This is a genomic window from Streptomyces sp. NPDC002403 (assembly GCF_053593015.1).
Genome location: NZ_JBSFBQ010000001.1, coordinates 422090 through 448017 on the forward strand (window position 1 = coordinate 422090; position 25928 = coordinate 448017).

26 protein-coding genes are annotated in these 25928 nt (G+C 71.1%); 11 read left to right on the forward strand and 15 right to left on the reverse strand.

Translation table 11 applies throughout. The annotated features are described in order from the left end of the window. Positions 1 to 59: 59 nt before the first annotated feature. The gene (locus ACWCPY_RS02000) at positions 60 to 1436 is read left to right on the forward strand and encodes a B12-binding domain-containing radical SAM protein (RefSeq protein ID WP_451262330.1); all 1377 of its coding nucleotides are present in this window, start codon (positions 60 to 62) and stop codon (positions 1434 to 1436) included. A gap of 4 nt (positions 1437 to 1440) precedes the next feature. On the opposite strand, the gene ACWCPY_RS02005 is transcribed toward ACWCPY_RS02000, so the two are convergent. Beyond that, on the reverse strand, positions 1441 to 2175 hold the full coding sequence (locus tag ACWCPY_RS02005; protein ID WP_451262331.1) for an isocitrate lyase/PEP mutase family protein: 735 nt from the start codon (positions 2173 to 2175) through the stop codon (positions 1441 to 1443). Positions 2176 to 2274: 99 nt separating this feature from the next. Then, positions 2275 to 2790 carry a carboxymuconolactone decarboxylase family protein gene (locus tag ACWCPY_RS02010; protein WP_451262332.1) on the reverse strand — a complete coding sequence of 172 codons (516 nt, stop codon included), beginning with the start codon at positions 2788 to 2790 and terminating at the stop codon, positions 2275 to 2277. Between the two features lie 47 nt (positions 2791 to 2837). Here ACWCPY_RS02010 and pdxR point away from each other — a divergent pair, with 47 nt between their 5' ends. Beyond that, positions 2838 to 4241 (forward strand): MocR-like pyridoxine biosynthesis transcription factor PdxR, encoded by a 1404-nt coding sequence (gene pdxR, locus ACWCPY_RS02015; protein WP_451262333.1) that lies wholly within the window; start codon positions 2838 to 2840, stop codon positions 4239 to 4241. A gap of 175 nt (positions 4242 to 4416) precedes the next feature. On the opposite strand, the gene ACWCPY_RS02020 is transcribed toward pdxR, so the two are convergent. Continuing rightward, positions 4417 to 5271 (reverse strand): hypothetical protein, encoded by an 855-nt coding sequence (locus ACWCPY_RS02020; RefSeq protein WP_451262412.1) that lies wholly within the window; start codon positions 5269 to 5271, stop codon positions 4417 to 4419. A 127-nt stretch (positions 5272 to 5398) separates the two neighbouring features. Between ACWCPY_RS02020 and ACWCPY_RS02025 the strand changes: the two genes are divergently transcribed. Together ACWCPY_RS02025 and ACWCPY_RS02030 are read left to right on the forward strand one after the other, a co-directional pair. Next, positions 5399 to 5674, forward strand: coding sequence for a hypothetical protein (locus tag ACWCPY_RS02025; protein ID WP_451262334.1), 276 nt, complete (start codon positions 5399 to 5401; stop codon positions 5672 to 5674). Between the two features lie 5 nt (positions 5675 to 5679). Further along, a complete protein-coding gene (locus ACWCPY_RS02030) occupies positions 5680 to 6861 on the forward strand; it encodes a glutathionylspermidine synthase family protein (protein WP_451262335.1) in 1182 nt (393 codons plus the stop codon). Between the two features lie 106 nt (positions 6862 to 6967). Here the strand turns inward: ACWCPY_RS02030 and ACWCPY_RS02035 are convergent, their stop codons facing one another. Then, entirely contained in the window at positions 6968 to 7708 is a 741-nt protein-coding gene (locus tag ACWCPY_RS02035; RefSeq protein WP_451262336.1) for an SMI1/KNR4 family protein, read from the reverse strand. Between the two features lie 66 nt (positions 7709 to 7774). Continuing rightward, positions 7775 to 8980, reverse strand: a complete 1206-nt coding sequence (rocD, locus tag ACWCPY_RS02040) for an ornithine--oxo-acid transaminase (protein WP_451262337.1) — start codon at positions 8978 to 8980, stop codon at positions 7775 to 7777. 140 nt (positions 8981 to 9120) lie between these two features. On the opposite strand from rocD, the gene trpS reads away from it, so the two are divergent. Both trpS and ACWCPY_RS02050 read left to right on the forward strand, forming a co-directional pair. Continuing rightward, positions 9121 to 10134 (forward strand): tryptophan--tRNA ligase, encoded by a 1014-nt coding sequence (trpS, locus tag ACWCPY_RS02045; protein ID WP_107408268.1) that lies wholly within the window; start codon positions 9121 to 9123, stop codon positions 10132 to 10134. Positions 10135 to 10246: 112 nt separating this feature from the next. Next, a complete protein-coding gene (locus tag ACWCPY_RS02050; RefSeq protein ID WP_072486605.1) occupies positions 10247 to 10837 on the forward strand; it encodes a 2'-5' RNA ligase family protein in 591 nt (196 codons plus the stop codon). A 21-nt stretch (positions 10838 to 10858) separates the two neighbouring features. On the opposite strand, the gene ACWCPY_RS02055 is transcribed toward ACWCPY_RS02050, so the two are convergent. Together ACWCPY_RS02055 and ACWCPY_RS02060 are read right to left on the reverse strand one after the other, a co-directional pair. Continuing rightward, positions 10859 to 11734 carry an SDR family NAD(P)-dependent oxidoreductase gene (locus ACWCPY_RS02055; RefSeq protein ID WP_451262338.1) on the reverse strand — a complete coding sequence of 292 codons (876 nt, stop codon included), beginning with the start codon at positions 11732 to 11734 and terminating at the stop codon, positions 10859 to 10861. Positions 11735 to 11781: 47 nt separating this feature from the next. After that, the gene (locus tag ACWCPY_RS02060) at positions 11782 to 13131 is read right to left on the reverse strand and encodes an FAD-binding protein (RefSeq protein ID WP_451262339.1); all 1350 of its coding nucleotides are present in this window, start codon (positions 13129 to 13131) and stop codon (positions 11782 to 11784) included. A gap of 143 nt (positions 13132 to 13274) precedes the next feature. Here ACWCPY_RS02060 and ACWCPY_RS02065 point away from each other — a divergent pair, with 143 nt between their 5' ends. After that, positions 13275 to 14204, forward strand: coding sequence for a YihY/virulence factor BrkB family protein (locus ACWCPY_RS02065; protein WP_451262340.1), 930 nt, complete (start codon positions 13275 to 13277; stop codon positions 14202 to 14204). Here the strand turns inward: ACWCPY_RS02065 and ACWCPY_RS02070 are convergent. After that, a complete protein-coding gene (locus tag ACWCPY_RS02070) occupies positions 14152 to 15405 on the reverse strand; it encodes a D-alanyl-D-alanine carboxypeptidase family protein (RefSeq protein ID WP_451262341.1) in 1254 nt (417 codons plus the stop codon). The two genes, ACWCPY_RS02065 and ACWCPY_RS02070, sit on opposite strands and share 53 nt — an antisense overlap. Before the next feature lie 121 nt (positions 15406 to 15526). On the opposite strand from ACWCPY_RS02070, the gene ACWCPY_RS02075 reads away from it, so the two are divergent. The 3 genes from ACWCPY_RS02075 (at position 15527) to ACWCPY_RS02085 (ending at position 18871) form a co-directional block, all read left to right on the forward strand. Continuing rightward, the gene (locus ACWCPY_RS02075) at positions 15527 to 15772 is read left to right on the forward strand and encodes an SCO4848 family membrane protein (protein WP_093549020.1); all 246 of its coding nucleotides are present in this window, start codon (positions 15527 to 15529) and stop codon (positions 15770 to 15772) included. Positions 15773 to 15801: 29 nt separating this feature from the next. Continuing rightward, positions 15802 to 17127: a metallophosphoesterase gene (locus ACWCPY_RS02080; protein WP_451262342.1), complete on the forward strand. Its 1326-nt coding sequence runs from the start codon at positions 15802 to 15804 to the stop codon at positions 17125 to 17127. 187 nt (positions 17128 to 17314) lie between these two features. Next, the gene (locus ACWCPY_RS02085; RefSeq protein ID WP_451262413.1) at positions 17315 to 18871 is read left to right on the forward strand and encodes an ABC transporter substrate-binding protein; all 1557 of its coding nucleotides are present in this window, start codon (positions 17315 to 17317) and stop codon (positions 18869 to 18871) included. A 118-nt stretch (positions 18872 to 18989) separates the two neighbouring features. On the opposite strand, the gene ACWCPY_RS02090 is transcribed toward ACWCPY_RS02085, so the two are convergent. From ACWCPY_RS02090 to ACWCPY_RS02105, 4 genes are all read right to left on the reverse strand, one after another. Then, the gene (locus tag ACWCPY_RS02090) at positions 18990 to 19730 is read right to left on the reverse strand and encodes a TetR family transcriptional regulator (RefSeq protein ID WP_451262343.1); all 741 of its coding nucleotides are present in this window, start codon (positions 19728 to 19730) and stop codon (positions 18990 to 18992) included. Between the two features lie 23 nt (positions 19731 to 19753). After that, entirely contained in the window at positions 19754 to 20188 is a 435-nt protein-coding gene (locus ACWCPY_RS02095; protein ID WP_451262344.1) for a thiol-disulfide oxidoreductase DCC family protein, read from the reverse strand. A 5-nt stretch (positions 20189 to 20193) separates the two neighbouring features. Next, positions 20194 to 20625: a hypothetical protein gene (locus tag ACWCPY_RS02100; RefSeq protein ID WP_451262345.1), complete on the reverse strand. Its 432-nt coding sequence runs from the start codon at positions 20623 to 20625 to the stop codon at positions 20194 to 20196. A 67-nt stretch (positions 20626 to 20692) separates the two neighbouring features. Next, positions 20693 to 21919, reverse strand: a complete 1227-nt coding sequence (locus tag ACWCPY_RS02105; RefSeq protein WP_451262346.1) for an MFS transporter — start codon at positions 21917 to 21919, stop codon at positions 20693 to 20695. A gap of 88 nt (positions 21920 to 22007) precedes the next feature. Here ACWCPY_RS02105 and ACWCPY_RS02110 point away from each other — a divergent pair, with 88 nt between their 5' ends. After that, on the forward strand, positions 22008 to 22535 hold the full coding sequence (locus tag ACWCPY_RS02110; RefSeq protein ID WP_451262347.1) for a MarR family winged helix-turn-helix transcriptional regulator: 528 nt from the start codon (positions 22008 to 22010) through the stop codon (positions 22533 to 22535). A gap of 77 nt (positions 22536 to 22612) precedes the next feature. Here ACWCPY_RS02110 and ACWCPY_RS02115 read toward each other — a convergent pair whose 3' ends face one another. The 3 genes from ACWCPY_RS02115 to sdhA all read right to left on the reverse strand — a co-directional run bounded on the left by ACWCPY_RS02115 (position 22613) and on the right by sdhA (position 25900). Then, positions 22613 to 23212 (reverse strand): hypothetical protein, encoded by a 600-nt coding sequence (locus tag ACWCPY_RS02115; RefSeq protein WP_451262348.1) that lies wholly within the window; start codon positions 23210 to 23212, stop codon positions 22613 to 22615. A gap of 175 nt (positions 23213 to 23387) precedes the next feature. After that, positions 23388 to 24146, reverse strand: a complete 759-nt coding sequence (locus ACWCPY_RS02120; protein WP_329818763.1) for a succinate dehydrogenase iron-sulfur subunit — start codon at positions 24144 to 24146, stop codon at positions 23388 to 23390. Further along, positions 24146 to 25900, reverse strand: coding sequence for a succinate dehydrogenase flavoprotein subunit (sdhA, locus tag ACWCPY_RS02125; RefSeq protein WP_329818764.1), 1755 nt, complete (start codon positions 25898 to 25900; stop codon positions 24146 to 24148). Before sdhA ends, ACWCPY_RS02120 begins: the two co-directional genes overlap by 1 nt. Positions 25901 to 25928 lie beyond the last annotated feature (28 nt).

Here is a 25928-nt window from a genome sequence, read left to right on the forward strand (position 1 = left end):
GCGTACACGGGAGGCCGTGGCAGGGAACTGACCGCGCCCCTTCCCGAGTCTGGGCTGTCATGCGCGTGACGATGATCCTTCCGGCCCTGACCGAGGCGACCAGCCCGCTGTTCCGGCCCATCAAGTACTCGCTCTTCCCGCCGCTCGGCCTGGCGACGCTCGCCGGGTACCTCGACCCGGACGACGAGGTGACGCTCCTCGACGAGCACGTCGAACGGGTCGACATCGAGGCGCTCGACAGCCCCGACCTCCTGGTCGTCCAGCCGTACATCACCTCCGCCCGGCGCGGCTACGAGATCGCCGACCACTTCCGCGCCCGGGGCGTCCACGTCGCCATGGGCGGCCTCCACGTGACCTCGCTCCCGGACGAGGCCGCGGCGCACGCCGACACGGTTTTCACCGGGCCGGGCGAGGACACCTGGCCGCTGTTCCTCAAGGAGTTCCGCGACGGGGTGCCGGCCCGGCGGTACGACTCGAAGCTGCGCACCCTGGCCGGGCTGCCGCCCGTGCGCCGTGACCTGATCAAGCGTCAGCTGTATCTCGTGCCGAACTCGATCGTCGTCTCGCGCGGCTGCCCGCACCACTGCGACTTCTGCTACAAGGACGCCTTCTTCGAGGGCGGGAAGTCCTTCTACACCCAGGCCGTGGACGAGGCGCTCGCCGAGATCGAGCGGCTGCCGGGCCGGCATCTGTACTTCCTCGACGACCATCTGCTCGGCAACCGGCGCTTCGCCGAGGCGCTCTTCGACGGGATGGCGGGAATGGGACGGCTCTGGCAGGCCGCCGGCACCGTGAAGTCCGTACTCCGGCCGGATCTGCTGGAGCGCGCCGTGGACGCCGGGCTGCGCAGCCTGTTCGTCGGCTTCGAGACCGTCAACAGCGCGAACCTCGCCGAGCGGCGCAAGGACCAGAACATCGGCGAGGACTACGCGGCCGCCGTCCGCCGGCTCCACGACGCCGGGGTCATGGTCAACGCCAGCTTCGTCTTCGGACTGGACCACGACGGTCCGGACGTCTTCGACCGCACGGTGGAGTGGGCCGTCGAGCAGGGCATCGAGACGGCCACCTTCCACATCATGACGCCGTATCCGTCCACCGGACTGTGGAAACAGCTGGAGGCACAGGACCGGATCGTCCACCGGGACTGGGACCTCTACGACACCCGCCATGTCGTGTACCGCCCGAAGGGCATGACCCCGCGCCAACTGGAGGACGGGTACTGGCGCGCGTACCGCGACTTCTACCGGTGGTCCAACATATGGCGCGGCGCGGGCGCCCAGCCGGGCACGCACGAACGGCTCAGGCACCTGGCGTACTCGGGCGGCTGGAAGAAGTTCGAGCCCGCCTGGGACGCCTTGATCCGCTCCCGCAACGTGGTGCGGGCCATGCCGATGCTGGAGCGGACCCTGGCGGCCTTCGGCGGCAGACGGGCCTGAGTGCTCAGTGCTTCCGCAGCTCGTCCGCGATGTCGCGCACGGCGGCCATGGCCCGGCGCTGCAGCCCGGGACCGAAGGTGATCCGGGTGGCGCCCAGCTCGCCCAGCCGGCCCGGGGGCGGCCCGTCCGGCCCGGCGAAGGCGTTGAGCGGGGCCGGGACGGCGGCGGCCAGGGCGGGCAGCGCCGTGGGCGGGGCCATGATCGGGTACACGCAGTCCGCGCCCGCCGCCACGTACAGCAGCGCGCGGCGGACCGTCTCCGTCTCCGGGTCGGTGCCGTCGGGGACGCCGCGGACGTAGGTGTCGACACGGGCGTTGATGAAGAGCGCGTCGCCCGCGACCGCCCGCACCTCCGCGAGCCGGTCCGCCTGCCGCTGGGCGTCGACGAGGGTGCCGTCGGCGGAGTCCTCCAGATTGCAGCCGACGGCCCCGGTGGTGAGGAGCCGCTCGACGAGTTCCTCCGGTGCCAGTCCGTAACCCGTCTCGATGTCCGCCGAGACGGGCACGGAGGCCGGGACGGCGCGCACGATCCTGGCCACGGCCGCGAACATCTCGGCGGCGGGCGTGGCCCCGTCCTCGTAACCGAGCGAGGCCGCGACCCCGGCGCTGGGCGTGGCGAGTGTAGGGAAGCCCGCGTCGGCGAAGACGCGCGCACTCGCGGCGTCCCACGGGCCGGGGACGACCAGCGGGTCGCCGGGGGTTCGGTCGTGGTGCAGGGCGCGGAGGACGGAAGCGGTCACGCGGGGCTCCTGTGGGGTGTCGAGCGGTGGCGTTCGGCGCGGGTACGGGCCTGCCCGGCAGGCCCGCGAGGGCCGGCCTGCGGGGCCGGCCCCGTCGGGTCAGTGCTTGATGTCGCCCGGCTTGTAGTGGCCGGGGACCATGCGGGTGGTCACGGCGAAGCGGTTCCAGGCGTTGATCGTCGTGATCGCGGCGACGAGATGGGCGAGCTCCGTCTCGTCGAAGTGCTTCGCTGCCTTCTCCCACACCTCGTCCGGCACGAAACCGTCGGTCAGTACCGTCACCGCCTCGGTCAGCTCGATGGCCGCGATCTCCTTGGGCGTGTAGAAGTGCTGCGACTCCTCCCAGGCGCTGAGCTGGACGATCCGCTCGACGGACTCACCGGCCGCGAGCGCGTCCTTGGTGTGCATGTCGAGGCAGAACGCGCAGTGGTTCAGCTGCGAGGCTCGGATCTTCACCAGCTCCCCCAGGACCGGGTCGAGGCCCTTACGGGAGGCCGCGTCCAGCCGGACCATGGCCCTGTAGACATCGGGGGCGAGCTCGGCCCACCGCTGCAGGCGGGGGGTGTGCTCGGGGTTGAGCTCGGAGGTCGGGTGGCTGTGCTCGTTCGTCGTCATGGCTACGACGTTACGGGGCGGATGGCGCACCGGTATGGTCCATTTACATGACGGATTCATGGGCCACTTTCGGTGCCGACCTGCATCTTGAGACGACCGGTGCGACGGGGCTCCGGGCCGGGCTCATGGACGCCCTGCGCGAGGCCGTACGGACGGGGCGGCTGGTGCCCGGCACCCGGCTGCCGTCGTCCCGCGGCCTCGCCGCCGACCTCGGCATCGCCCGGAACACCGTCGCCGACGCCTACGCCGAACTGGTGGCCGAGGGCTGGCTCACCGCCCGGCAGGGCTCGGGCACCCGGGTGGCGCAGCGGGCCGAGCCGCGTCGGCCGGCCACCAGGACCACGCGGGCGCGGACGGTGCGCTCCAGGCCCGTCCACAACCTGCTGGGCGGCTCGCCCGACCTCTCGACCTTCCCGCGCGCCGACTGGCTCAAGGCATCCCGGCGCGCCCTGACGGCCGCACCCAACGACGCCTTCGGATACGGCGATCCGCGCGGGCGCATCGAGCTGCGCACCGTGCTCGCCGGCTATCTGGCACGGGTCCGCGGGGTGTACGCGGACCCGGAACGGATCATGATCTGCGCCGGTTTCGTGCAGGCGATGAAACTGATGGGGCCGGTGCTGCGCAAGCGACGGGTGCGGGAAGTGGCCGTCGAGTCGTACGGGCTGGACATCCACCGGGACCTGCTCTCGGACGCCGGGCTGCGGCTGCCCTGCCTGCCGGTCGACGGACTCGGGGCGAGGACCGGCGAGCTGGCCGGGATGCGGGGGGTGGGCGCGGTCCTGATGACGCCCGCGCACCAGTTCCCCACGGGGGTGCCGCTCCATCCCGACCGGCGGGCCGCGGCCGTGGACTGGGCGCGCGGCACGGGAGGGCTGATCCTGGAAGACGACTACGACGGCGAGTTCCGCTACGACCGGCAGCCGGTCGGCGCGCTCCAGGGACTGGACCCCGAACGCGTGGTGCACCTGGGGACGACGAGCAAGTCGCTGGCCCCCGGGCTGCGGCTGGGGTGGATGGTGCTGCCGGAGTCGCTGGTGGGGGAGGTGGCCGAGGCCAAGGGGATGAGCGACTGGTCGTCGAGCGCGCTGGACCAGCTGACGCTCGCGGAGTTCATCGAGTCGGGTGCGTACGACCGTCATGTGCGTTCGATGCGGCTGCGCTACCGGCACCGCCGCGACCAACTCGTCGCGGCACTGGCGGAGCGGGCCCCCGACGTCCGGATCAGCGGGATAGCGGCCGGGCTGCACGCCGTGCTCGAACTGCCGGAGGGCAGCGAGGCGTCGGTGCTCCGGGCGGCGGCGTGGCAGGGGCTGGCGCTGGAGGGGATCTCACGCTTCCGGCACCCGGACGCGGCGCCGGGCCGCGACGCGCTGGTCATCGGCTACGGAACACCCACCGACAGCGCCTGGGCGGGCGCGCTGGACGCGCTCTGCCGGGTGCTGCCCTGACGGCTGTCCCGTAATCCCCGGCGGGCGTGCGACGACAGCTACGGCACCTCGCCGCGTTGTCGGAACACGCGTTGTCGGAACACCCGAATACACCCAGTATTCGGGAGTTCCTCCGCCTTTCGATGCACCGCATCTGACGCCGCACGCTGATCCACCAGGGATTACGGGACAGCCGTCAGGGTTCTTCGGGGACGGCCGGACCCGGGGTGTCCGCCGGGGCCTCGCCGAACCGGGCCAGGGCCAGCGCGCCCGCCACCGCGACCACGAAACCGGCGACCGCCAGCCACTCCAGGCCCTCCCGGGTGCGGTCGCCGAGCCAGACGACGCCCACCAGCGCCGGGCCGATCGTCTCGCCGATCACCATGCCGGCCGTCGCCGTGGTCACCGAACCGCGCTGCAGGGCCGAGGTGAGCAGCAGGAACGCCGAACCGCCGCCCAGCAGCAGCGCGTACGTCGCGGGGTTGGCGAGCAGCGCCGGCGGGGACACGTCGTCGATCAGCCGGACCGTGACCTCCACCACCCCGAAGCCGCAGCCCGCGCCGAGCCCCAGCACCAGCGCCCGCGGCCTCTCCGGGAGACGCCCTGCCGCCGCGCCGAGCAGCAGGACTCCGAGCGCGATCCCCAGCATCCACCAGCCCAGGGCCGCCGGACCGGCCTCATGGCCCTCGCCGCCGGAGGAGAGCCCCAGCAGGGCGAGACCGGCGCAGACGACGCCGACCGCGGTCCACTCGACGGAGCTCAGCCGCACCTTCAGCAGCCGGGCGGCGACCACCGCCGTCACCGCGAGACTCGCGGCCAGCGCCGCGCCCACCGCGTAGATCGGCAGCGAACGCAGGGCGATGATCTGGAGGACGAAACCGCAGCCGTCCAGGGCGAGTCCGGCGAGGTAGCGCCACTGGCGCAGGGCGCGCAGCAGCAGCGCCGGATCGACCCCCGCGTCCGACCCCGGCTCGGCGGCGGCCCGCGCGGCGACGGCCTGGAGGACCGAGGCCGTACCGAAACAGACGGCGGCGCCGAGCGCGCAGATCATTCCCAGGAGCACAGGGGGACTCTACTTCGGGGAGGTTCGGTGCCCCCGCTTCCTGCCGTACCCGGCAGCCCTCTAATCTGACGAACAGCCACACTGGCTTGATTCGTATGGCGGGGGAGACGGAAGCATGGCCACACGCAGGCTGAGGTCGAGCACCGTGGTGCTCGGTGGCATGGGGGTGCTCGCGGCGATGATCACCTCCTGCGGTTCGGAGCCGGACAAGCGGTGCGTCGACCCGGTGACCCAGGACAAACTGCCGAGCTACGAGTGCAAGCGGAGTGACGGCCAGGGGTCGTACTACTACGGCGGCAGCAGCAGGAACGGCAAGGTACAGGGCGGCAGTTTCGACAAGTCGGCCGTCGAGCGCGGCGGCTTCGGCTGCTCGGGCACCGGCGGCGGCTGACCCGCGTGGAACGCCGCACCGCACAGCCGCGCGAGGGCTGGCAGCAGACGGTGGAGGAGCAGGGGATCGTCTTCCCGCTCACCCGTTACCCGGACGGATCGCTCCGCCCGTACTGGGACGAGAGCGCCTACTACGTCTTCTCGCTGCCCGAGGTCGAGGCGCTGGAGGACGTCGTCGAGGAACTGCACACCATGTGCCTGGCCGCGGCAGCGCACATCGTGGAGCGGGACCGCTTCGCCGAACTCGGCATCACCGACCGGCGGCTGGCCGCGCTGATCGCCCAGTCCTGGCGGCGCCGTGACGAACTCCCCTCGCTCTACGGCCGGTTCGACCTGTGCTACGACGGCACCGGTCCGGCGAAGATGCTGGAGTACAACGCGGACACCCCCACCTCCCTGGTGGAGGCCGCGAGCGCCCAGTGGTTCTGGATGGAGGACCGCTTCCCGGGCGCCGACCAGTGGAACTCGCTGCACGAACGGCTCGTCGCGGCGTGGCGGCGGCAGGGCGCCCTGCTGCCGCCGGGGCCGCTGCACTTCGCGCACTCCGACGGGGACGAACTGGGCGAGGACCTGATGACGGTCGCCTATCTGCGGGAGACCGCCGCGCAGGCCGGCATCGAGACGGAGGCGCTCTCCGTCGAGCGGATCGGCTGGGACCGGTTGAGCGGGCGGTTCGTCGACGAGCGGCTCCGCTTCATCCGGAGCTGCTTCAAGCTGTATCCGTGGGAGTGGCTGGCGACCGACCGGTTCGGCCCGCAGGTGCTGGACACCCTCGACAACGGCGGCGGTACGGGCACGACCTGCTGGATCGAGCCCGCCTGGAAGATGCTGCTGTCCAACAAGGCGCTGCTGGCGATCCTCTGGGAGCTCTACCCGGGCCACCCCAACCTGCTCGCCTCCTACCTCGACGGCCCCCGCGGACTCGCGGCGTCGGCCGGCTGGGCCGCCAAGCCGCTGCTCGGCCGCGAGGGGGCCGGGGTCACGCTCCACGCGCCGGGAAGCCCGGCGGTGGAGCGGGACGAGCCGTGCTGCTACCAGGAACTGGCACCGCTGCCGGACTTCGACGGCAACCGTGTGGTGCTGGGTGCGTGGGTCGTCGAGGACGAGGCGGCCGGTCTCGGCATCCGTGAGTCGCAGGGCCCGGTCACGGACGAGTACGCCCGTTTCCTGCCGCACGTCATCCTCTAGGGTCTTCCGTCCGGATCGAGCCCGGCATGATCCGGACGAGAGGCCCCAGGGCCGGACGCGGCTCAGGACGCCCCGCCCGCGCGCAGCCAGCCCAGCAGGTCGTCCGTCACCCGTTCCCCGGCCGCCGCCACGTCCCCGCCGATGGCGCCCAGGCCAGCCGGTGGACGGAGACGCGGTCGCGGCCGTGGTGGCGCATGAAGAACCCGTCGCCCCCGCTGTCGTCGCCGACCAGCACCCAGCCGGGCGCGTACCGGGCCACCTCGAAGGTCTCGTTGCGTTCCTGGATGAGGTGGGGGCCGTAGACCTGGACGCCGTTGCCGAGCAGCACGCCCGGCGTCGACCGCCAGAGCCGGGCGACCGCGGGATTGGGCCCGTCCCGCAGCCCGCGCAGCTCCGAGGCCCGGACGGCCAGGAAGCCGGCGAAGGACTCCGCCGTCGGGTACTCGCAGCCGTCCGTGCCGTCGCGCCGGACCACCGGGTACTCCCCGTCCCCGGCCTCCCCGGCCCGGTCGAGCGCGAAGCGGTACTCGTCGCCGCAGTCCGGCTCGACGGCGAAGCACAGCCGGTCGCCGCTCAGCCGCCACCCGGCGGTGACGGCCTCGTACGGATCGTCCTCGGACCCGGCCGTGCCGTCCTCGGATCCGCCCGGCCACACCGTCGCGATGTCCGCGTTCCCGGCCCGCCCGTGGCCGTACTCGGCCAGCCACCACCGGTACGACGGCGGCAGCGGGCCGACCCGGGCCTCGGCCCCGCGGATCAGTGCCTCCGGTACGGCGGTGGCGCGCCCGCGGCCGAACCCCGGTGAATCCTCGACCAGGTCCCGCAGCTGTGTCAGGTCAGGTCTCACGGGGCGGATTCTGCCAGGGCGGCCCGCCGGACGGCCCCGGGGCCGCCCGGCGGGCGGACGCCGGGGTCAGCCGCGCAGCACGGCGCGGATCTGTTCGAGGCCCCAGTCCAGGTCCTCCTTGCTGATCACCAGCGGCGGGGCGATCCGGATCGTCGAGCCATGGGTGTCCTTGACCAGCACCCCGCGGTCCATCAGCTTCTCGGAGATCTCCCGGCCGGTGCCGAGCGCCGGGGCGATGTCGACGCCCGCCCACAGCCCGCGGCCGCGCACCTCCTCCACCGCGCCGCCGCCGACCAGCAGCCCCAGCTCCTGGTGCAGGTGCTCGCCCAGCTCGGCCGCCCGCTGCTGGAACTCGCCGGTGCGCAGCATCGCGATGACCTCCAGGGCGACCGCGCAGGCCAGCGGATTGCCGCCGAACGTCGAACCGTGCTCACCGGGCCGGAACACCCCCAGCACCGCCTGCGACGAGACCACCGCCGACACCGGCACCACGCCACCGCCCAGCGCCTTGCCGAGCACGTACATGTCCGGCACGACCCCCTCGTGCTCACAGGCGAAGGTCCGGCCGGTCCGGCCCAGGCCCGACTGGATCTCGTCCGCGATGAACAGCACGTTCCGCTCGCGGGTGAGCGCGCGCACCCCGGGGAGATAGCCCGGCGGCGGCACCAGCACCCCGGCCTCGCCCTGGATCGGCTCCATGAGCACCGCCACGGTGTTCTCGGTCATCGCCTCCCGGAGCGCCGTGAGGTCCCCGTACGGCACGATCTCGAACCCCGGCGTGTACGGGCCGAAGTCCTCCCGCGCCTCCGGGTCCGTGGAGAAGCTGATGATCGTCGTCGTGCGGCCGTGGAAGTTGTTCGCGGCGACGATGATCTTCGCCATGCCGTCCGGGACGCCCTTCACCCGGTACCCCCACTTGCGGGCCGTCTTCACCGCGGTCTCCACGGCCTCCGCGCCCGTGTTCATCGGCAGCACCGACTCCATGCCGCACAACGCGGCGAGCTGCGTACAGAAGTCGGCGAACCGGTCGTGGTGGAAGGCGCGCGAGGTGAGGGTCACCCGCTCCAGCTGCGCCTTCGCCGCGTCGATCAGGCGCCGGTTGCCGTGACCGAAATTGAGCGCCGAGTAGCCGGCGAGCATGTCGAGGTAGCGGCGGCCCTCGACATCGGTCATCCAGGCTCCGTCCGCCGTGGCGACGACGACGGGCAGCGGATGGTAATTGTGCGCGCTGTGCGCCTCGGCGGAGGCGATGGCGGTTTCCGTGGTCGACACGGGATCTCCGTTCGTCGTGCGGCGTGGGCGGGGTGGTGCCCACTTTGTATCGTCGGTCGGATCCGGGGCGAGGAAACCTGTATTTCCCGGCGCGCCAGGCCGGTCGGGGGTCGCCGCCCGCACCTGAGACAATGAGTTCCATGGCCTCTGAACGCCCCCGCGTGCTCTCCGGAATCCAGCCCACCGCAGGCTCGTTCCACCTCGGCAACTACCTCGGTGCGGTCCGCCAGTGGGTGGCGCTGCAGGAATCACACGACGCCTTCTACATGGTCGTCGACCTGCATGCGATCACCATCCCGCAGGACCCCGCGGAGCTGCGGGCGAACACCAGGCTCGCCGTCGCCCAGCTCCTCGCCGCCGGTCTCGACCCGGAGCGCTGCACGCTCTTCGTCCAGAGCCATGTTCCCGAGCACGCCCAGCTCGGCTGGATCATGAACTGCCTCACCGGTTTCGGCGAGGCCTCGCGCATGACGCAGTTCAAGGACAAGTCCGCCAAGCAGGGCGCCGACCGCACCACGGTCGGTCTCTTCACGTACCCGATGCTGATGGTGGCCGACATCCTGCTGTACCAGGCCGACCAGGTCCCGGTCGGTGAGGACCAGCGCCAGCACCTGGAGCTGACCCGTAACCTCGCCGAGCGGTTCAACGGCAGCTACGGCGACACGTTCACCGTGCCGGACCCGTACATCCTCAAGGAGACGGCGAAGATCTACGACCTCCAGGACCCGTCGGCGAAGATGAGCAAGTCGGCGCCGACCCCGAAGGGCCTGATCAACCTCCTGGACGAGCCGAAGGCCACCGCCAAGAAGGTGAAGAGCGCGGTCACCGACACCGACACGGTGATCCGCTTCGACCGCGCGGAGAAGCCCGGTGTCAGCAATCTGCTGAGCATCTACTCGACACTCACCGGGACCGGTATCGCGGATCTGGAGCAGAAGTACGAGGGCAAGGGCTACGGTGCGCTCAAGACCGACCTCGCCGAGGTCATGGTCGAGTTCGTCACACCGTTCCGCACCCGCACCCAGGAATACCTGGACGACCCGGAGACGCTGGACTCGATCCTGGCCAAGGGCGCGGAGAAGGCCCGTGCCGTCGCGGCCGAGACCCTGGCCCTGACGTACGACCGGATGGGCTTTCTGCCCGCGAAGCACTGAGTCCAAGGACCCTGGCGGTTTCACGGCCGCAGGGGTCACACTGGCGACGGGAAGCTGAACCGGTCGGTGGCCGAAAACAGGCCATCGGCCACCGAGCATTGAGGAGGACGACGTGGGGACCGTAACGCTCGGCGTTTCGATCGCGGTCCCGGAGCCCTACGGCAGCCTGCTCCAGGAGCGGCGCGCGAGCTTCGGGGATCCTGCCGCGTACGGCATTCCCACCCACGTCACCCTTCTTCCGCCGACCGAGGCCGAGGCGGCCGACCTGCCCGCGATCGAGGCGCATCTCGCCCAGATCGCGACGGGCGGCCGCCCCTTCCCGATGCGGCTGTCCGGTACGGGGACCTTCCGCCCCCTCTCGCCGGTCGTCTTCGTTCAGGTCGTCGAGGGCGCCTCGGCCTGCACCTGGCTGCAGAAGCGGGTCCGGGACGCCTCCGGGCCGCTGGTGCGCGAGCTCCAGTTCCCCTACCACCCGCATGTGACCGTGGCGCACGACATCGCCGAGGCGGCGATGGACCGGGCGTACGCGGAGCTCGCCGACTACGAGGCCGCCTGGACCTGCGGTTCCTTCGCGCTGTACGAGCAGGGCTCGGACAGCGTCTGGCGCAAGATCAACGAGTTCCCGTTCGGCGCCGGCGGCGGCACCCCCGCCGTGCCCGCGCAGGGCGGCTCCTCCGTGGACGAGCCCTCCCTGCAGCCCTGATCACCGCCCGGCGGCTCCGGCTCAGATCGGCAGCCGTCGGAACAGCGGGCGCGGGACATGCCGCAGCGCCGACATCACCGCACGCAGCGACCCGGGCACCCACACCGTCTCCGAACGCCGCCGCAGCCCCGTCACGATGGCCTCCGCGACCGCGTCCGGGGTCGTGGTGAGCGGCGATGCCTCCAGCGGCGCCGAGACGAACCGGGCGGCGGCCCCCACCGCTCCCGCACTGCGCACCGCTCCCCGCGTCGCTCCTGCGGCCCGCACCGCTCCCGCTCCCAGCACCCGCACCGTCCCGGTCTCCGTCTCCAGCTCCGTCTCCGGACGTACGACACCGGGGCGCACGACCATCACGTGCACCCCCGTCCCGTGCAGCGCGTCCCCCAGCCCCTGTGCGAACGCGTCCAGCCCTGCCTTGCTGGACCCGTAGATGAAATCGGCGCGGCGGACGCGTTCGCCCGCCACCGAGGACAGCACCACCAGCGAGCCGTGCCCCTGCGCCTGGAGTGCGCCGGCGCACACCAGCCCGGCGGAGACGGCTCCCGTGTAGTTGGTCTGGGCGACCCGGACCGCGGCGAGCGGCTCCTCCTCGTCGCGCCCCTGGTCGCCCGCGATGCCGAAGGCGAGCAGCACCATGTCGATGTCGCCCTCGGCGAAGACCTTGCCGAGCGTGGTCTCGTGCGACGCGGAGTCCAGGGCGTCGAAGTCGACCGTGCGGACGTCGGCGCCGCGTGCGCGCAGTTCGGCGGCGGCCGCGTCCAGCGCGGGGGAGGGGCGCCCGGCCAGCCGGACCGTACGGGTCCGCAGGGCGATCAGCCGCCGTGCGGTGGCCAGGGCGATCTCCGACGTGCCGCCGAGGACGAGCAGGGACTGCGGGGCTCCGAAGGCGTCCTTCACGGGAACACTCCTTGCGACATGGGGAGGGAGGGGCGGGGCAGCGGTGATCAGAGCGACAGGCGGCGCGACAGGTCCGAGCGGAAGGCCCCGTCCGGGTCCAGCTCGGCGCGCAGCGACCGGAAGTCGGCCAGCCTCGGATACATCGCGGCCAGCAGCTCCGGCCGGAGCCGGGAGTCCTTCGCCAGACAGACCCGGCCGCCGGCCGCCGCGACCTCCTCGTCCAGCGAGTCCAGGAAGCGGGCCAGTCCGGGCAGCGCGGCGGGCAGGTCGAGCGCGAGCGTCCAGCCGGGCGCGGGGAACGAAAGCCAGCCCGGGTCGCCGGTGCCGAACCGCTTGAGCAGCGCGTTCGACGAGGGGCAGCGCCGCCGGGCGAGCCGGTGCACGATCCGGCGCAACGCCTCCTCCCGGCCGTGTCCGACGACGAACTGGTACCGCACGGACCCGGCCCGCCCCTGGACCCGGCTCCACTGCGGCAGCCCGTCCAGCGGGTGGAAGAACGCGGCCAGCCTCTGGAGCTCGCCGATCCGGTACCTGGGCGCGCCGCGGTACCGGACCTCGTTGAACAGGGCGGCCGGGGCCCCGCCGAGCAGCGCCTCCGGTACCAGGGCGGGGGAGGCAGGCAGCGGCCCCGGGCGGAACGCCAGCGGTGTGCGCCGGGCGCGCGCCGGTAGCGCGTACCGGGGCACGTGCTCCCCTCGGGTGAGCACGGAGCGCCCCGTCGCCCGGCCGCGGGCGCGGAGATCGATCCAGGCGGCGGAGTAGCGGTAGCGGTGGTCCCCGGCGCAGAGCCTCTCCAGCAGGTCGTCCAGATCGACGGTGCGTTCGGTGTCGACCGACATCCATGAGCTGGTGACGCGGTGGCACCGGAGCGTGGCGGAGAGGATCACACCCGTCAGTCCCAGGCCGCCCGCGGTCGCGTCGAAGAGGGAGGTGCCGGGCCGGACCGTACGGATCCCGCCCCCGGCGGTCAGCAGCTCAAGCTCCTGGACGTGCCGGGAGAAGGAGCCGGAGACGTGCTGGTTGTGACCGTGGATGTCGGCGCCGATCGCGCCGCCCACCGTGACGTAACGGGTGGTGGGCGTGACGGGGACGAACCAGCCGAGCGGCAGCAGGACCTCCATCAGCCGGTGCAGGCTGACCCCGGCGTCGCAGACCACGGTTCCGGTCCCGGCGTCGATGGTGCGGATCCGGTTCAGCGCGGTCATGTCGAGGACGGAGCCGCCCGCGTTCTGGGCCGCGTCGCCGTGGGCCCGGCCGAGGCCCCGGGCGATGGAGCCGCGCGGCCCGCAGCCGCGTACCGTCGCCGCCGCCTCCTCGTACGAACGGGGGCGGAAGCGCAGGGCGGTCGTCGGGGCGGTGCGGCCCCAGCCGGTCAGGGACACGGTGTCGACAGACATGACGGTGACCGTATCGCCCGGGAAAACACTTTTGAGGTATTTGTTACAACACTCACCGGTATGGGTGATTGAGGGAGCGTCAGTCCGTACGGCGACGGGGCCCGGTGCCGGTTTTCCGCGCCCGGGCGGGTAAGCCGTACGTCATGGACTGGCTGAAGAACCTCCCCGTCATCGGGCCGATCGTCGCCCGGCTGATGGCGACGCACGCCTGGCGCTCCTACGAGACGCTGGAGCGGGTCCACTGGGCCAGGCTCGCCGCCGCGATCACCTTCATCAGCTTCCTGGCGCTCTTCCCGCTGATCGCGGTGGGCGCGGCGATCGGTGCCGCGCTGCTCTCCGCCGAGCAGCTCCACAAGATCGAGGGCAAGCTCGCCGAGCAGGTGCCCGGCATCTCCGACCAGCTCGGCATCGAGAACCTGGTGACCCACGCGGGCACGGTCGGACTGGTGGCCGGTGCGCTGCTGCTCCTCACCGGCGTCGGCTGGATCGGTTCGATGCGGGACTGCCTGCGTGCCGTCTGGGGCATGGACGACATGGACCTGGGCAATCCCATCCTGCGCAGACTCAAGGACGTGGGGCTGCTGTTCGGCCTCGGCGGGGCGGCGCTCGCCACCTTCGCCGTGTCGTCGGTCGGCTCCGTCGCCGTCGGCTGGGCCGCCGGTCTGCTGAACATCTCGGACCGGGGTGCGGGCGGTGTGGTGCTGCGGGTGGCCGCCCTGGTCGTGGCTGCGCTCGCCGGCTTCCTGCTGCTGCTCTACATGCTGACCCTGCTGCCCGGCGTCGAGCCCCCGCGGCGCCGTCTGCTGGTCGCCGGGGCGATCGGCGCGGTCTGCTTCGAACTGCTCAAGCTGCTGCTCGGCAGCTACATGAGGAGCGTGGCGTCGAAGAGCATGTACGGCGCCTTCGGGGTGCCGGTGGCGCTGCTGCTGTGGATCAACTTCTCGGCGAGGCTGCTGCTGTTCTGCGCCGCCTGGACGGCGACGCGGAACGGCGAGGACACCGGGGCGGCGTCCGGGAAGGTCAGCGGCGGGGACGGCGGCGCATCAGGTCCGGCAGCGGCCAGCGCCGGTTGACCAGGAACACCCCGCCGGCCAGCAGCACCAGGGCGCCCCCGGCGATGCCCAGTGCGATCCCGACACCTCCGCCGCCGCTCTCGGCCGCGGCGTTCTCCGCGGTCCGCGCGGGGCCGTTCCTGCCCTCGTCCTTGCCCTGCTCGGCCGCGGGGCCCTTCCCGGTCCCGGTGTCGGTGGTGGCGGACTTCGGGGGCACCAGCTCACCGACCGGGGTCACCTTGCCGCTCGCGTCGAAGCCCCAGTCGAGGAGGCTGGCGGCCTCGTTGTAGACGGCGTGGGCCTTGTCGGACGAGGGGTTCATGACGGTGACGAGCAGCACCTTGCCGTTGCGCTCGGCGACGCCGGTGAAGGTGTTGCCGGCGTGCGTGGTGTAGCCGTTCTTGACGCCCGCGATGCCCTTGTACGGGGTGACGCCGTCCGCGCCGGTGAGCAGCTTGTTGGTGTTCTGGATGCCGAAGCTCTCGCGCTTCCCCTTCTTCTCCGCGCCGGGGAACTGCGCCTCGGCCGTCGAGCAGTACTCCCGGAAGTCCGCCTTCTGGAGCCCGCTGCGGGCGAAGAGCGTCAGGTCGTACGCGCTGGAGACCTGGTCGGGCGCGTCGTACCCGTCGGGCGAGACCACCTTGGTGTCGAGGGCCTGGAGCTCCTCCGCGTGCGCCTGCATGGCGTCGACCGTCTTGGGGACACCGCCGTACATCGAGGACAGTACGTGCACCGCGTCGTTGCCCGACCGCAGGAACACCCCGAGCCACAGGTCGTGGACCGTGTAGGTGAGCTTCTCCTTGACCCCGACCAGGCTGCTGCCCTCGCCGAGGTCGGCGAGGTCCTCGTCCTTGACGGTGTACTCCTGGGTCTTCGGCTGGAGCGCGGGCATCACGGTGTCCGCGAAGAGCATCTTCAGGGTGGAGGCGGGAGGCAGCCGCCAGTGCGGGTTGTGCGAGGCGAGGACCTGGCCGCTCTCCGCGTCCGCGACGATCCAGGACCGGCCCGTGAGGTCCTTCGGCAGCACCGGGGCGTCCGGTCCCAGTTTGACCTGCGTGCCGGACCTGCCCAGCAGTTCGCCACCGACCTTGGACATGTCCGAGGGCGGCTTCGGCCGGTCGTCGGAGGTGTCCTTGCCGACCGCCGATGCCGGACTGACGACAAAAGTGGACAACAAGGCGGCAGAGATGACCGTCAGTGCGGTCTTTTTGAGAGCAGGCACGGTCGGAAACGTACAGGGAGAAGATATGAAAATGGGTGCGGACGGCTTGACCCGCCGGGCGTACCGCCAGGACAGCCCACCCCGGGCGGCTCTGCCGGAGCGCGGCGGAGATACTGGGGCCATGAAGCTCAGCCGCCCCGTCTCCTGGTTCCTGCTCGCCTTCGGGGTGTGGAGCTGGTTCATCTGGATCACTTTCGTCAAGAACCTGTGGAAGGACGGCAGCGGACTCGCCTTCGACGACGCGGGTGACCCGACTGCGTACTTCTGGGTGCATCTGCTGCTCGCCATCACGTCCTTTCTCCTGGGGACGGCTGTTGGTGTGATCGGGTTCCGTGGTGTCAGGGCCCTGCGCCGCGAGCGCGCATAACAGGCCGTACGGCGGACGGGTGAGGGCAGGTGGCAGTGGCCGGTCTCGTGGTGACGGTGATCGTGGTGCTCGCACTGCTCGCCGCTGTCCACCGCTATCTCTGGCGGCGCTTCGTCGGTGACACGACGGCCGAGGGCAGCGCCCTGCGCCGGGCCGGCACGGTGGCCGCGTACCTCCTGCCCCTGCTGAGCATCGGCGCGCTGGTCTCCGGCCGCGCGGGTGCGCCCTTCCGGCTCCAGCAGGCGCTGGCCTGGCCGGGCTATCTGTGGCTGGCCGCGGTGCTGTACCTGACGCTGGCTCTGCTGGTGGGCGAGGCGGTACGGCCGGTGCTCCGCCGGGTGCTCGCCGAGCGGGCGGACCGGGCGGGCCGGGCGGAGGGCGCGGACGAGGTGTCGGCGCAGAGCGCGCTCCCCACGGACCGTACGCATGGTGCGGATCGTTTGCCGACCGCCCCGGCCGCGGAGGCATCCGGCGGAGCCGCCCCGGCCACCCTCGTCGCCGACGCCCCCGCTCCGTGGCGCCCCGCCGCTCCCACGCGCCGGATGTTCGTCGCGCGGGCCGTCGGCGGTGCCGCCGCCGTCGCCGGGTTCGGCACGGTCGGCTACGGCACCTACGGGGTGCTGCGCGGACCGCGGGTCGAGCGGATCACCGTCCCGCTCGCCAAACTGCCGCGCTCCGCGCACGGCTACCGGATCGCCGTCGTCAGCGACATCCACCTCGGCCCGACCCTCGGCCGCGCCCACACCCAGCGGATCGTCGACACCATCAACCGGACCCAGCCGGATCTGGTCGCCGTGGTCGGGGATCTCGTCGACGGAACCGTCGCCGACCTCGGGCCCGCCGCGGAGCCGCTCGCCCGGCTGAGTTCCCGGCAGGGGAATTTCTTCGTCACCGGTAATCACGAGTACTACTCCGGCGCCGCGCAATGGATCGACCAGGTGCGGGAATTGGGGCTCCACCCGCTGGAGAACTCCCGGGTCGAGATCAATGGATTCGATCTTGCGGGCGTCAATGACGTGGCCGGTGAGAGCGAAGGGCAGGGCCCCGACTTCGCCCGCGCGCTCGGCGACCGGGACCGCACCCGCGCCGCCGTTCTCCTGGCCCACCAGCCCGTCGTCATCCATGAAGCGGTCGCCCACGGAGTGGACCTCCAGCTCTCCGGTCACACCCACGGCGGCCAGCTCTGGCCGGGCAACTACCTCGCAGATCTGGCCAATCCCACGGGCGCCGGGCTCGACCGGTACGGCGACACCCAGCTCTACGTTTCACGCGGCGCGGGCGCCTGGGGCCCGCCAGTACGGGTCGGCGCACCCTCCGACATCACCGTCGTGGAGCTCGCCTCACTGCGGGCGTGACTCTCCGTCGACGACAGGTTCCGGACGTTCACATGCACCCAAGGTTTCAACTGCCGAACAAAAGGCTATGAGTCACAGTTTTACTCTTCCAGATGTGAAAATCGTGTGATTGGCTGATCGCGAGCATGCGGTGATGTGCGGATCTGAGCACGACGCCGAGGTGGGGCTGGTAAGGGAGAGCACGTCAATGCGGTCGGTCCGGCTACGGATTCTCGCGATTCTCGCGGTTTTGGTCATCGCAGGCGTTGTCGCCTGGCAGCTGCTCCCCTCGGACGAGGTGAAGGACGACCCCATCGCGGTCGGCACGACGGACGAGGTCACCTCGCTCGACCCGGCCGGTGCGTACGACGCGGGCTCCTGGGCGATGTACAGCAACATCTACCAGTCCCTGATGACGTTCAAGTCCGGGGCGGTCGTGCCCGAGCCCGACGCCGCCGAGAGCTGCGGGTTCATCGGCCAGAAGCTCCAGACGTACCAGTGCAGGCTCCGCGACGACCTGACGTTCTCCAACGGCCGCAAGATCACGGCCGAGGACGTCAAGTACTCCATCGAGCGCATGATCAAGATCAAGACGGACGTCGGTCCCTGGGTGCTCTTCCCGAGTCTCAAGAACGTGGTGGCCGACGGCCGCACCATCACCTTCAACCTCTCCTCGCGCGACGCGACCTTCCCGCAGAAGCTCGCCACCGGAGCCGGTTCGATCGTCGACCGCGAGTCGTACCCGGCGGACAAGCTCCGCAAGGGCAACACCATCGACGGCTCGGGTCCGTACCTCCTGAAGTCGTACCGGGCGGGCGAGATCGCCGAGCTGGTCCCCAACCCCCTCTACAAGGGCGCGCTGAGCAGGACCGGTGTCCCGGTCACCGTGCACTACTACGACAAGTCGGACGGGCTCCTGGCCGCATGGAAGGCCAAGCAGCTCGACGTCACGCACCGCGAACTGCCGCCGGCCACGCTCGCCGAGCTGAACCCCGGTGACCCCGATCTGCGCGTCACCGAGGCGGACAGCGCCGAGATCCGCAACCTCGTCTTCAACGTCCGCCCGAGCTCCCCGCTGGCCGACAAGAAGGTCCGGCAGGCCATCGCCTCGATCATCGACCGCGGGCCGCTGGTGACCGGTATCTACAAGGGCACCGTCGAGCCGCTGTACTCGCTGATCCCGCAGGGCTACATCGGGCACAGCACCCCGTTCTTCGACGCCTACCCCTCGCCCGACCCGGCACGCGCCAAGCAGCTGCTGAGGGACGCCGGCGTGCAGACGCCGGTGAAGATCAGCTTCGGCTACCGCGGCGGCGACGAGGCGTACACGAAGGAGACCGCGGAGCTCCGCCGTCAGCTGGAGGCCGACGGGCTGTTCAAGGTCACGGTCCACGCTGTCGACTGGCAGCAGTTCCAGAAGGATTACGCGGCCGGCAAGTACGACGCGTACACGGTCGGCTGGCTCCCCGACTACCCGGACTCCGACACCTTCAGCCAGCCGCTGGTCGGCCGCGACAACAGCCTCCACAACGGCTACTCCAGCAAGAAGGTGGACAGCCTGATCAGCTCCACGCTGCAGTACAGCGACCGCGGGCGCACCGCGGCCGACTTCAAGGAGCTCCAGGCGCAGGTCGGCGAGGACGTGCCGCTGGTCCCGCTGTGGCAGAAGAAGGACTACGTCGTCAGCACGACGGACGTCTCCGGTTCGCAGTACCTCTCGGACGGCACCGGCCTCTGGCGGCTCTGGGAACTGAAGCGGATCTGACGGACCGGACGGACCGGACGGACCTGGCGGGCCGGACGGATCCGAGGTCCTGACGGTCCGCCGGACCGGACACGGGGCGGTCGTACCGGCACTGCCGGACGGCCGCCCCGCCGCTTTCCTAAGGCCTGTCCGATGCGCCGGAGCGCCCCCGGCCCCCGGACTTCGCGGCGCCGGGCAGGAACTCCTCCAGTACGTCGTGGATCTGCCGCACCAGCGGCCGCAGCAGCCGGAACCGGGAGAGCGCGATGGCGCGGGCGCCGATCGGGGCGGAGCGCTCGACCAGGCGGCGGCTGCGCTCGGTGTGCTCCGTCCGGTCGTACACCCAGTACAGCACCAGCCCCATCTGCATCAGCCACATCAACTGCGGCAGAAGTTCGGCCAGTTCGGGGTCGGTCTTGGTGTCGGATCCGGCCAGGCACCGCCGGTGGATGGAGATCGCCGCCTCGCGGGCCGCGACCGACTCCGCCGAGAACGGGCTGAGCGGGCTCTCCGGGTCGGCGGCGTTCTTGAAGAACTGGGCGGCGAAGCGGTGGTACGGCTCCGCCACGTCCAGCCAGGTGAGCAGGACCCCGCGCATGCGCACCGCGAGGTCCCTGTCGCCGTCCAGGACCGGCTGCACCGCCGCCGCGTGCTCGGCGGCGAGCCGGTCGTAGAAGCCCTGGACGAGGTGTTCCTTGTTCGTGAAGTAGTAGTAGGCGTTCCCCACGGAGACGCCGGCCTCCTGGGCGATGGCCCGCATCGTCGTCTTGTCGTAGCCGCGTTCCTGGAAGAGCCGGAGCGCCGTTTCGAGGATGAGTGTGCGGGTCTGCTCGCTCTTGGGAGCCTTGACTTCCTTCACGTCCTTCGCTTCCTTCACCACAGCCCCGAGGGTATCCGCCGCGGTCAGCCTCCGGATCCGGGGACCGTACAGGCACCGCCCCCGTCCCCCTCGCCGCACGGTGGAGCGGTCAGGGACCGGTACTTCGCGGCGGCGAGCACGGTGGCCCGGGCGAACGGGCGGCCCGCCGGGGTGGTCAGCCAGTGCGCCCTGGGGCGGTGCTCGGCCAGTGCCCAGAGGCAGACGATCCACGCGGAGGTCGAGCGGTAGATCTGCCCCCGGTCGCCGATCACCGTGATCTCCTCCAGCGTCCCGGCGTGGTCGAGCCCGGGGAAGCGGCGGCGCGCCTCCTCGGAGGCCGCCGGGACGAGGTCGAGCGGGACGAGCTGACGCTGCTTCATCAGCCACTGCCGCAGGTGCCGGCAGAGCGGGCACCGCGCGTCGTACAGCACCGTGAGGCGCCCGACGGGGAGCGGCCGCCCGCCCGGTCCGTCCGTCATGGCGTTCAGGCCTTCGGGGCGGGCGCCGCCCACGGACCGTTGCCCGGTCCCGTCCAGCCCTGCGGGGCCACCGGCGGGATCTGCTCACGCTCCATCAGGCCGCGGCGGCGGATCCTGTTGAGCACATAGACATTGCCGAGGTGCATCACGCCGAGGACGAGCAGGACGACGCCGAGCTTCACCGACAGCGCCTCGAAGAGCCCGCGGGCGTCGGTGACGCCGTCGGAGCTCCTCAGATAGAGGGTGACGAAGCCGAGGTTGACCAGGTAGAAGCCGACCACCAGCAGATGGTTGACGGCATCGGCGAGCTTCTCGTTCCCGTGCAGCACATCGGCGAGGAACACCCTGCCGTTGCGGCTGAGCGTGCGCGCGACCCAGATGGTCAACGCCACGCTGATCAGCAGGTAGATGACGTACGCGACAACAGTGAGGTCCATGCCCCACCCTCCCTTGAACGCGTTCAAAAGCCGTTGTCATGGACTGTAGACCTGCTTTTGAACATGTTCAAGCCGGGGTCGGGGTGGCGTGCTCCACCTGTTTTCCGGGCGCTCCGAGGCGCCGTACGCCCGGCACCGCCGCCGTCCCCAGGCAGGCCGCGCCGACCGCCACCGCGGCGACGGTCAGGGGTGCTTCGGCGCCCCAGGCCGAGGCCGCGAGCGGGGCCAGGGCGTAGCCGAGCGGCATCGCGCCGAGGGAGAGCAGCCAGTCGTACGAGGTCACCCGTGCCAGCGCGTGCGCCGGTACGGCGGACTGGACCGAGGTCTCCCAGACCGGGCCGAGGAAGCCGAGACCGGCCTGGGCGACGCCGTACGCGGCGATGGTGAGCGCGACGGGCGCGTGGGCGGCCAGCAGGCCGAGCGGCAGGGCGTACGTGGCGAGGCCCAGGTTGGCCACCAGGACCGGACGGCGGGGGCGGGCCCGGCCGGCCAGCAGGGAGCCGAGGAGCAGGCCGACCGCGCCGGTCTGGAGGAGGGCGACCCAGACGCCCTTGCCGCCCAGCTCCCGGACGAAGAGTGCCGGGCCGACCGTCATCAGGACGGCCGCCGCGCCGTTCCAGGCGGCGTGCGCGATCAGGCTCGTCCAGTACCAGTCGCGGTCGCGGACCTCGCTCCAGCCCTCCTTGAGGTCGGTGAGCAGCGAGCGCCTGGGGATGGGTACGTGCCGGACCTCGACGGCGGACAGCAGTGCCGCGCTCACCGCGAAGGTGACGCCGTCCAGCACGAAGGCCCAGCCCGGACCCGCGGTGAGGATCAGCACCCCGGCGAGGGCCGGTCCGCCGAGCCGGGTGGAGCTGTTGACGACCGCCATCAGCGAATTGGCGCGCAGCAGCCCGGATTCCCCGACGGTGCCGCGGATCAGCGGCGACGCGGTCGGCATCGCGAAGGCCCCGGCGGCGCCGCCGATCGCCTCGGCGAGAGCGATCTGCCAGAGCGCGGGGGAGCCGCCGAGCAGCTCCGCGCCGACGAAGAGCTGGGTCGCGCACCGTACGAGGTCCGTGGTGAGCGCGACCGTACGGGCGTTGAAGCGGTCGCCCACGACGCCGCCCAGTGGCAGCAGGAGCAGCTTGGGGACCATCGCGCAGCCCAGGACGAGGGCGAGCGCCCCGGTCGAGCCGGTGGCCAGGTAGACGGCCAGGGAGAGGGCGGTGGGGATGACGGCGTCGCCGAGGAGCGAGAGGGTGCGGCCGATGAAGAGCAGGCGGAAGGCGCGCGTGCGCAAGGGGTGCGGCATGCGCGAGAATCTATTTCGATACCGAACTATTCGTCAACGAAATATCTTGTTCCGAAAGGTAGTTGGGGTGCGGGCGTACGCTCTCCCCATGGAACGACGCGACTGGACCGACGGACATGTGGAGCGCTGGAAGCCCGTGCTTCCCGGCCTCGATCCCGAGATCGAGGGCGCGGTGACCCGCATGAAGAAGCTCTCCGTCCATCTGCGCCGGGTACGCGAACAGTCCCTGGTCGACTTCGACCTGGACCGCCAGGAGTTCGACACGCTCCACAAGCTGGCCGGGCGCGGCGGGAAGGCGGCCCCCTCCGAACTCGCCGCCGACCTCGACCTCGCGCCCGCCTCCGTCACCGGCCGGCTGGACGCGCTCGAACGGCGCGGCTTCGTCCGCCGTACGCCCTCCGTCACCGACCGCCGCCGGGTCGACGTGGAGCTCACCGACGAGGGCCGCTCGACCTGGCTGGGCGCGATGGACGTCCTCGGTCACGAGGAGTACCGGCTGCTCGGCGTCCTCGGCAAGGACGAACGCACACTCCTCAACGACATGCTGCGGCGCATCATGGTGGTCGCGGAGGACCGGGGCGGCGCCGCCTGGGACCAGGGCCTGTCCGGCCGGTGATTCAGGCCGGTGATTCAGGTGTGCGGCCGGCCGGGGCGCGGACCGCCGGGTGCGCCCCGGACCATCGTGGACAACCGTCAGACGCTCATCGCACGGGCCGTGTTGAGCTGGGCCATCACCATGGGGAAGGTGTCGGGGCCGACCGCCGGGATCATCGTCGAGTGGTGCCGCCCGCCGCTGGTCACCGAGACCTGGACGAAGCCGGTCGTCTGCTTCTCCTTCATCAGCAGGAACAGCAGCCCGACCAGGCAGAACACCGCGAAGACGATCGCGAGCACGATCCCCACCGTCGGGATCTTCTCCTCGGTGCGGGTCAGGTCCGTGGCCGTCCACACCGAGCCCTTGAGCGGCATCGGACCGGCCGGGGTCATGATCTGGTCCTGCATCACGGCGATGTCACCGAAGGTCAGGACCGGCATCCCGGCGCCCATCGGGGCGCCCGGCTGCTGCGGGAAGCCGTGACCGGGCATGGTCGGCTGGGCCGCGGTGCCCTGCGGATAGCCGTAGGCGGGGCCGGGCTGGGCCGCGGACTCGGGCAGCGGCTGCGGGTAGCCGTAGGCCGGGGCGCCCGGAGCGGGCTGTTCCTGGCCGTCCGCGACGGTGGGCGGATTGCCCGGCTGCTGGGGAGACGGCCCCCACTTGTATGAGTCGTCCGCGTACGGATTCGGATCGCTCAACGTTCCCCGCTCTCGATCAAGCCTGTGCGCCCCGGGCCCTGCTGCGCCGGCGGCGAACCGGTGCCCGGTTCCGCACGACCGTACCGTCAAGGCCCGGACGGCGCAGCAAGAGGCCCCGTTCCCCGCAGAGTTCCTGCGGAGAACGGGGCCGGATGCGGCTGCCGTGGTGCGGCGGTCAGAAGCGGCGCGTGATCAGCGCCCGCTTGACCTCCTGGATCGCCTTGGTGACCTCGATGCCACGCGGGCAGGCGTCCGTGCAGTTGAAGGTGGTGCGGCAACGCCACACCCCGTCACGGTCGTTGAGGATCTCCAGGCGCTGCTCGCCGCCCTCGTCGCGCGAGTCGAAGATGAAGCGGTGCGCGTTGACGATCGCCGCCGGGCCGAAGTACTGGCCGTCGTTCCAGAACACCGGGCACGAGGACGTGCACGCGGCGCAGAGGATGCACTTGGTGGTGTCGTCGAAGCGCTCGCGGTCCTCGGCGGACTGCAGGCGCTCACGGGTCGGCTCGTTCCCCTTGGTGATGAGGAAGGGCATGACGTCGCGGTACGCCTGGAAGAACGGGTCCATGTCGACCACGAGGTCCTTGAGGACCGTGAGGCCCTTGATGGCCTCGACCGTGATCGGCTTCTCCGGATTGATGTCCTTGATCAGCGTCTTGCAGGCGAGCCTGTTCTTGCCGTTGATCCGCATCGCGTCGGAGCCGCAGATGCCGTGCGCGCAGGAGCGGCGGAAGGTCAGGGTGCCGTCCGTCTCCCACTTGATCTTGTGAAGGGCGTCGAGCACACGCTCCTTCGGGTCGATCGAGATCTGGAAGTCCTGCCACTGGACCTCGTCGGAGACCTCCGGGTTGAAGCGGCGGATCCGGAGGGTGACCGTGATGTACGGGGAAGCGGCGGACTCCGCCTCGACCTTGTCCAGAATCGGGGTTGCCATCAGTACTTACGCTCCATCGGCTGGTAGCGGGTCTGGACGACCGGCTTGTAGTCGAGCCGGATCGACTCGGTGCCGTCGGCCGAGACCTCGCGGTACGCCATGGTGTGGCGCATGAAGTTGACGTCGTCGCGGTTCGGGTAGTCCTCGCGGTAGTGACCGCCGCGGGACTCCTTGCGGGCCAGCGCGGAGGTCGCCATGACCTCGGCCAGGTCGAGCAGGTTGCCCAGCTCGACGGCCTCCAGGAGGTCCGTGTTGAACCGCTTGCCCTTGTCCTGGATGGACACGTCGAGGTAGCGCCTGCGCAGCTCGGCGATCTTGTCGACGGCCGTCTTGATGGTCTGCTCGGTGCGGAACACCATCACATTGGCGTCCATGCACTCCTGGAGCTCCGTGCGGATCACCGAGACCCGCTCGGTGCCCGTCGAGTTGCGCAGCCGCTCGATCTGCTCCTCGACCATCTGCGCCGGGTTCTCGGGAAGCTCGACGAAGTCGTTCTTCGCGGCGTACTCGGCGGCGCCGATGCCCGAGCGGCGTCCGAAGACGTTGATGTCGAGCAGCGAGTTGGTGCCGAGGCGGTTGGCGCCGTGCACCGAGACACAGGCGACCTCGCCGGCGGCGTACAGGCCCGGGACGACGGTGGTGTTGTCGGCCAGCACCTCGCCCTCGACGTTGGTCGGGATGCCGCCCATGGCGTAGTGCGCGGTCGGCTGGATCGGGATCGGGTCCGTGTAGGGCTCGATGCCGAGGTACGTGCGCGCGAACTCGGTGATGTCCGGGAGCTTGGCGTCCAGCTGCTCCGGCGGCAGGTGCGTGAGGTCGAGGTAGACGTGGTCGCCCTCGGGACCGCAGCCGCGGCCCTCACGGATCTCCGTGTAGATGGAGCGGGACACGACGTCACGGGACGCGAGGTCCTTCATGACCGGCGCGTACTTCTCCATGAAGCGCTCGCCGTCCTTGTTGCGGAGGATGCCGCCCTCACCGCGGGCGCCCTCCGTCAGCAGGATGCCCATGCGCCAGATGCCCGTCGGGTGGAACTGGAAGAACTCCATGTCCTCCAGCGGCAGGCCCCGGCGCCAGGCCGCGGCCTGGCCGTCACCGGTCAGGGTGTGCGCGTTGGACGTCACCTTGAAGAACTTGCCGGTGCCGCCGGAGGCGAAGATGACCGACTTCGCCTGGAAGACGTGGATCTCACCGGTCGCCAGCTCGTACGCGACGACGCCGGCGGACTTCTTGACCCCGTCCACGTCCTGGAGCAGCAGGTCCAGGACGTAGAACTCGTTGAAGAACTCCACACCCTCCTTGACGCAGTTCTGGTACAGCGTCTGGAGGATCATGTGGCCGGTGCGGTCCGAGGCGTAGCAGGACCGGCGGACCGGGGCCTCGCCGTGGCTGCGGGTGTGACCGCCGAAGCGGCGCTGGTCGATGCGGCCCTCGGGCGTGCGGTTGAACGGGAGGCCCATCTTCTCCAGGTCGAGGACGGCGTCGATGGCCTCCTTCGCCAGGATCTCGGCGGCGTCCTGGTCGACCAGGTAGTCGCCGCCCTTGACGGTGTCGAAGGTGTGCCACTCCCAGTTGTCCTCCTCCACGTTGGCGAGCGCGGCGGCCATGCCGCCCTGCGCGGCGCCCGTGTGGGAGCGGGTCGGGTACAGCTTCGTGAGCACGGCGGTGCGGCTGCGCTTGGTGGACTCGATGGCCGCGCGCATACCGGCGCCGCCGGCGCCGACGATGACGGTGTCGTACTTGTGGATCTGCATGATTTCCTCTGGTCCCTCTGGCCCGGCG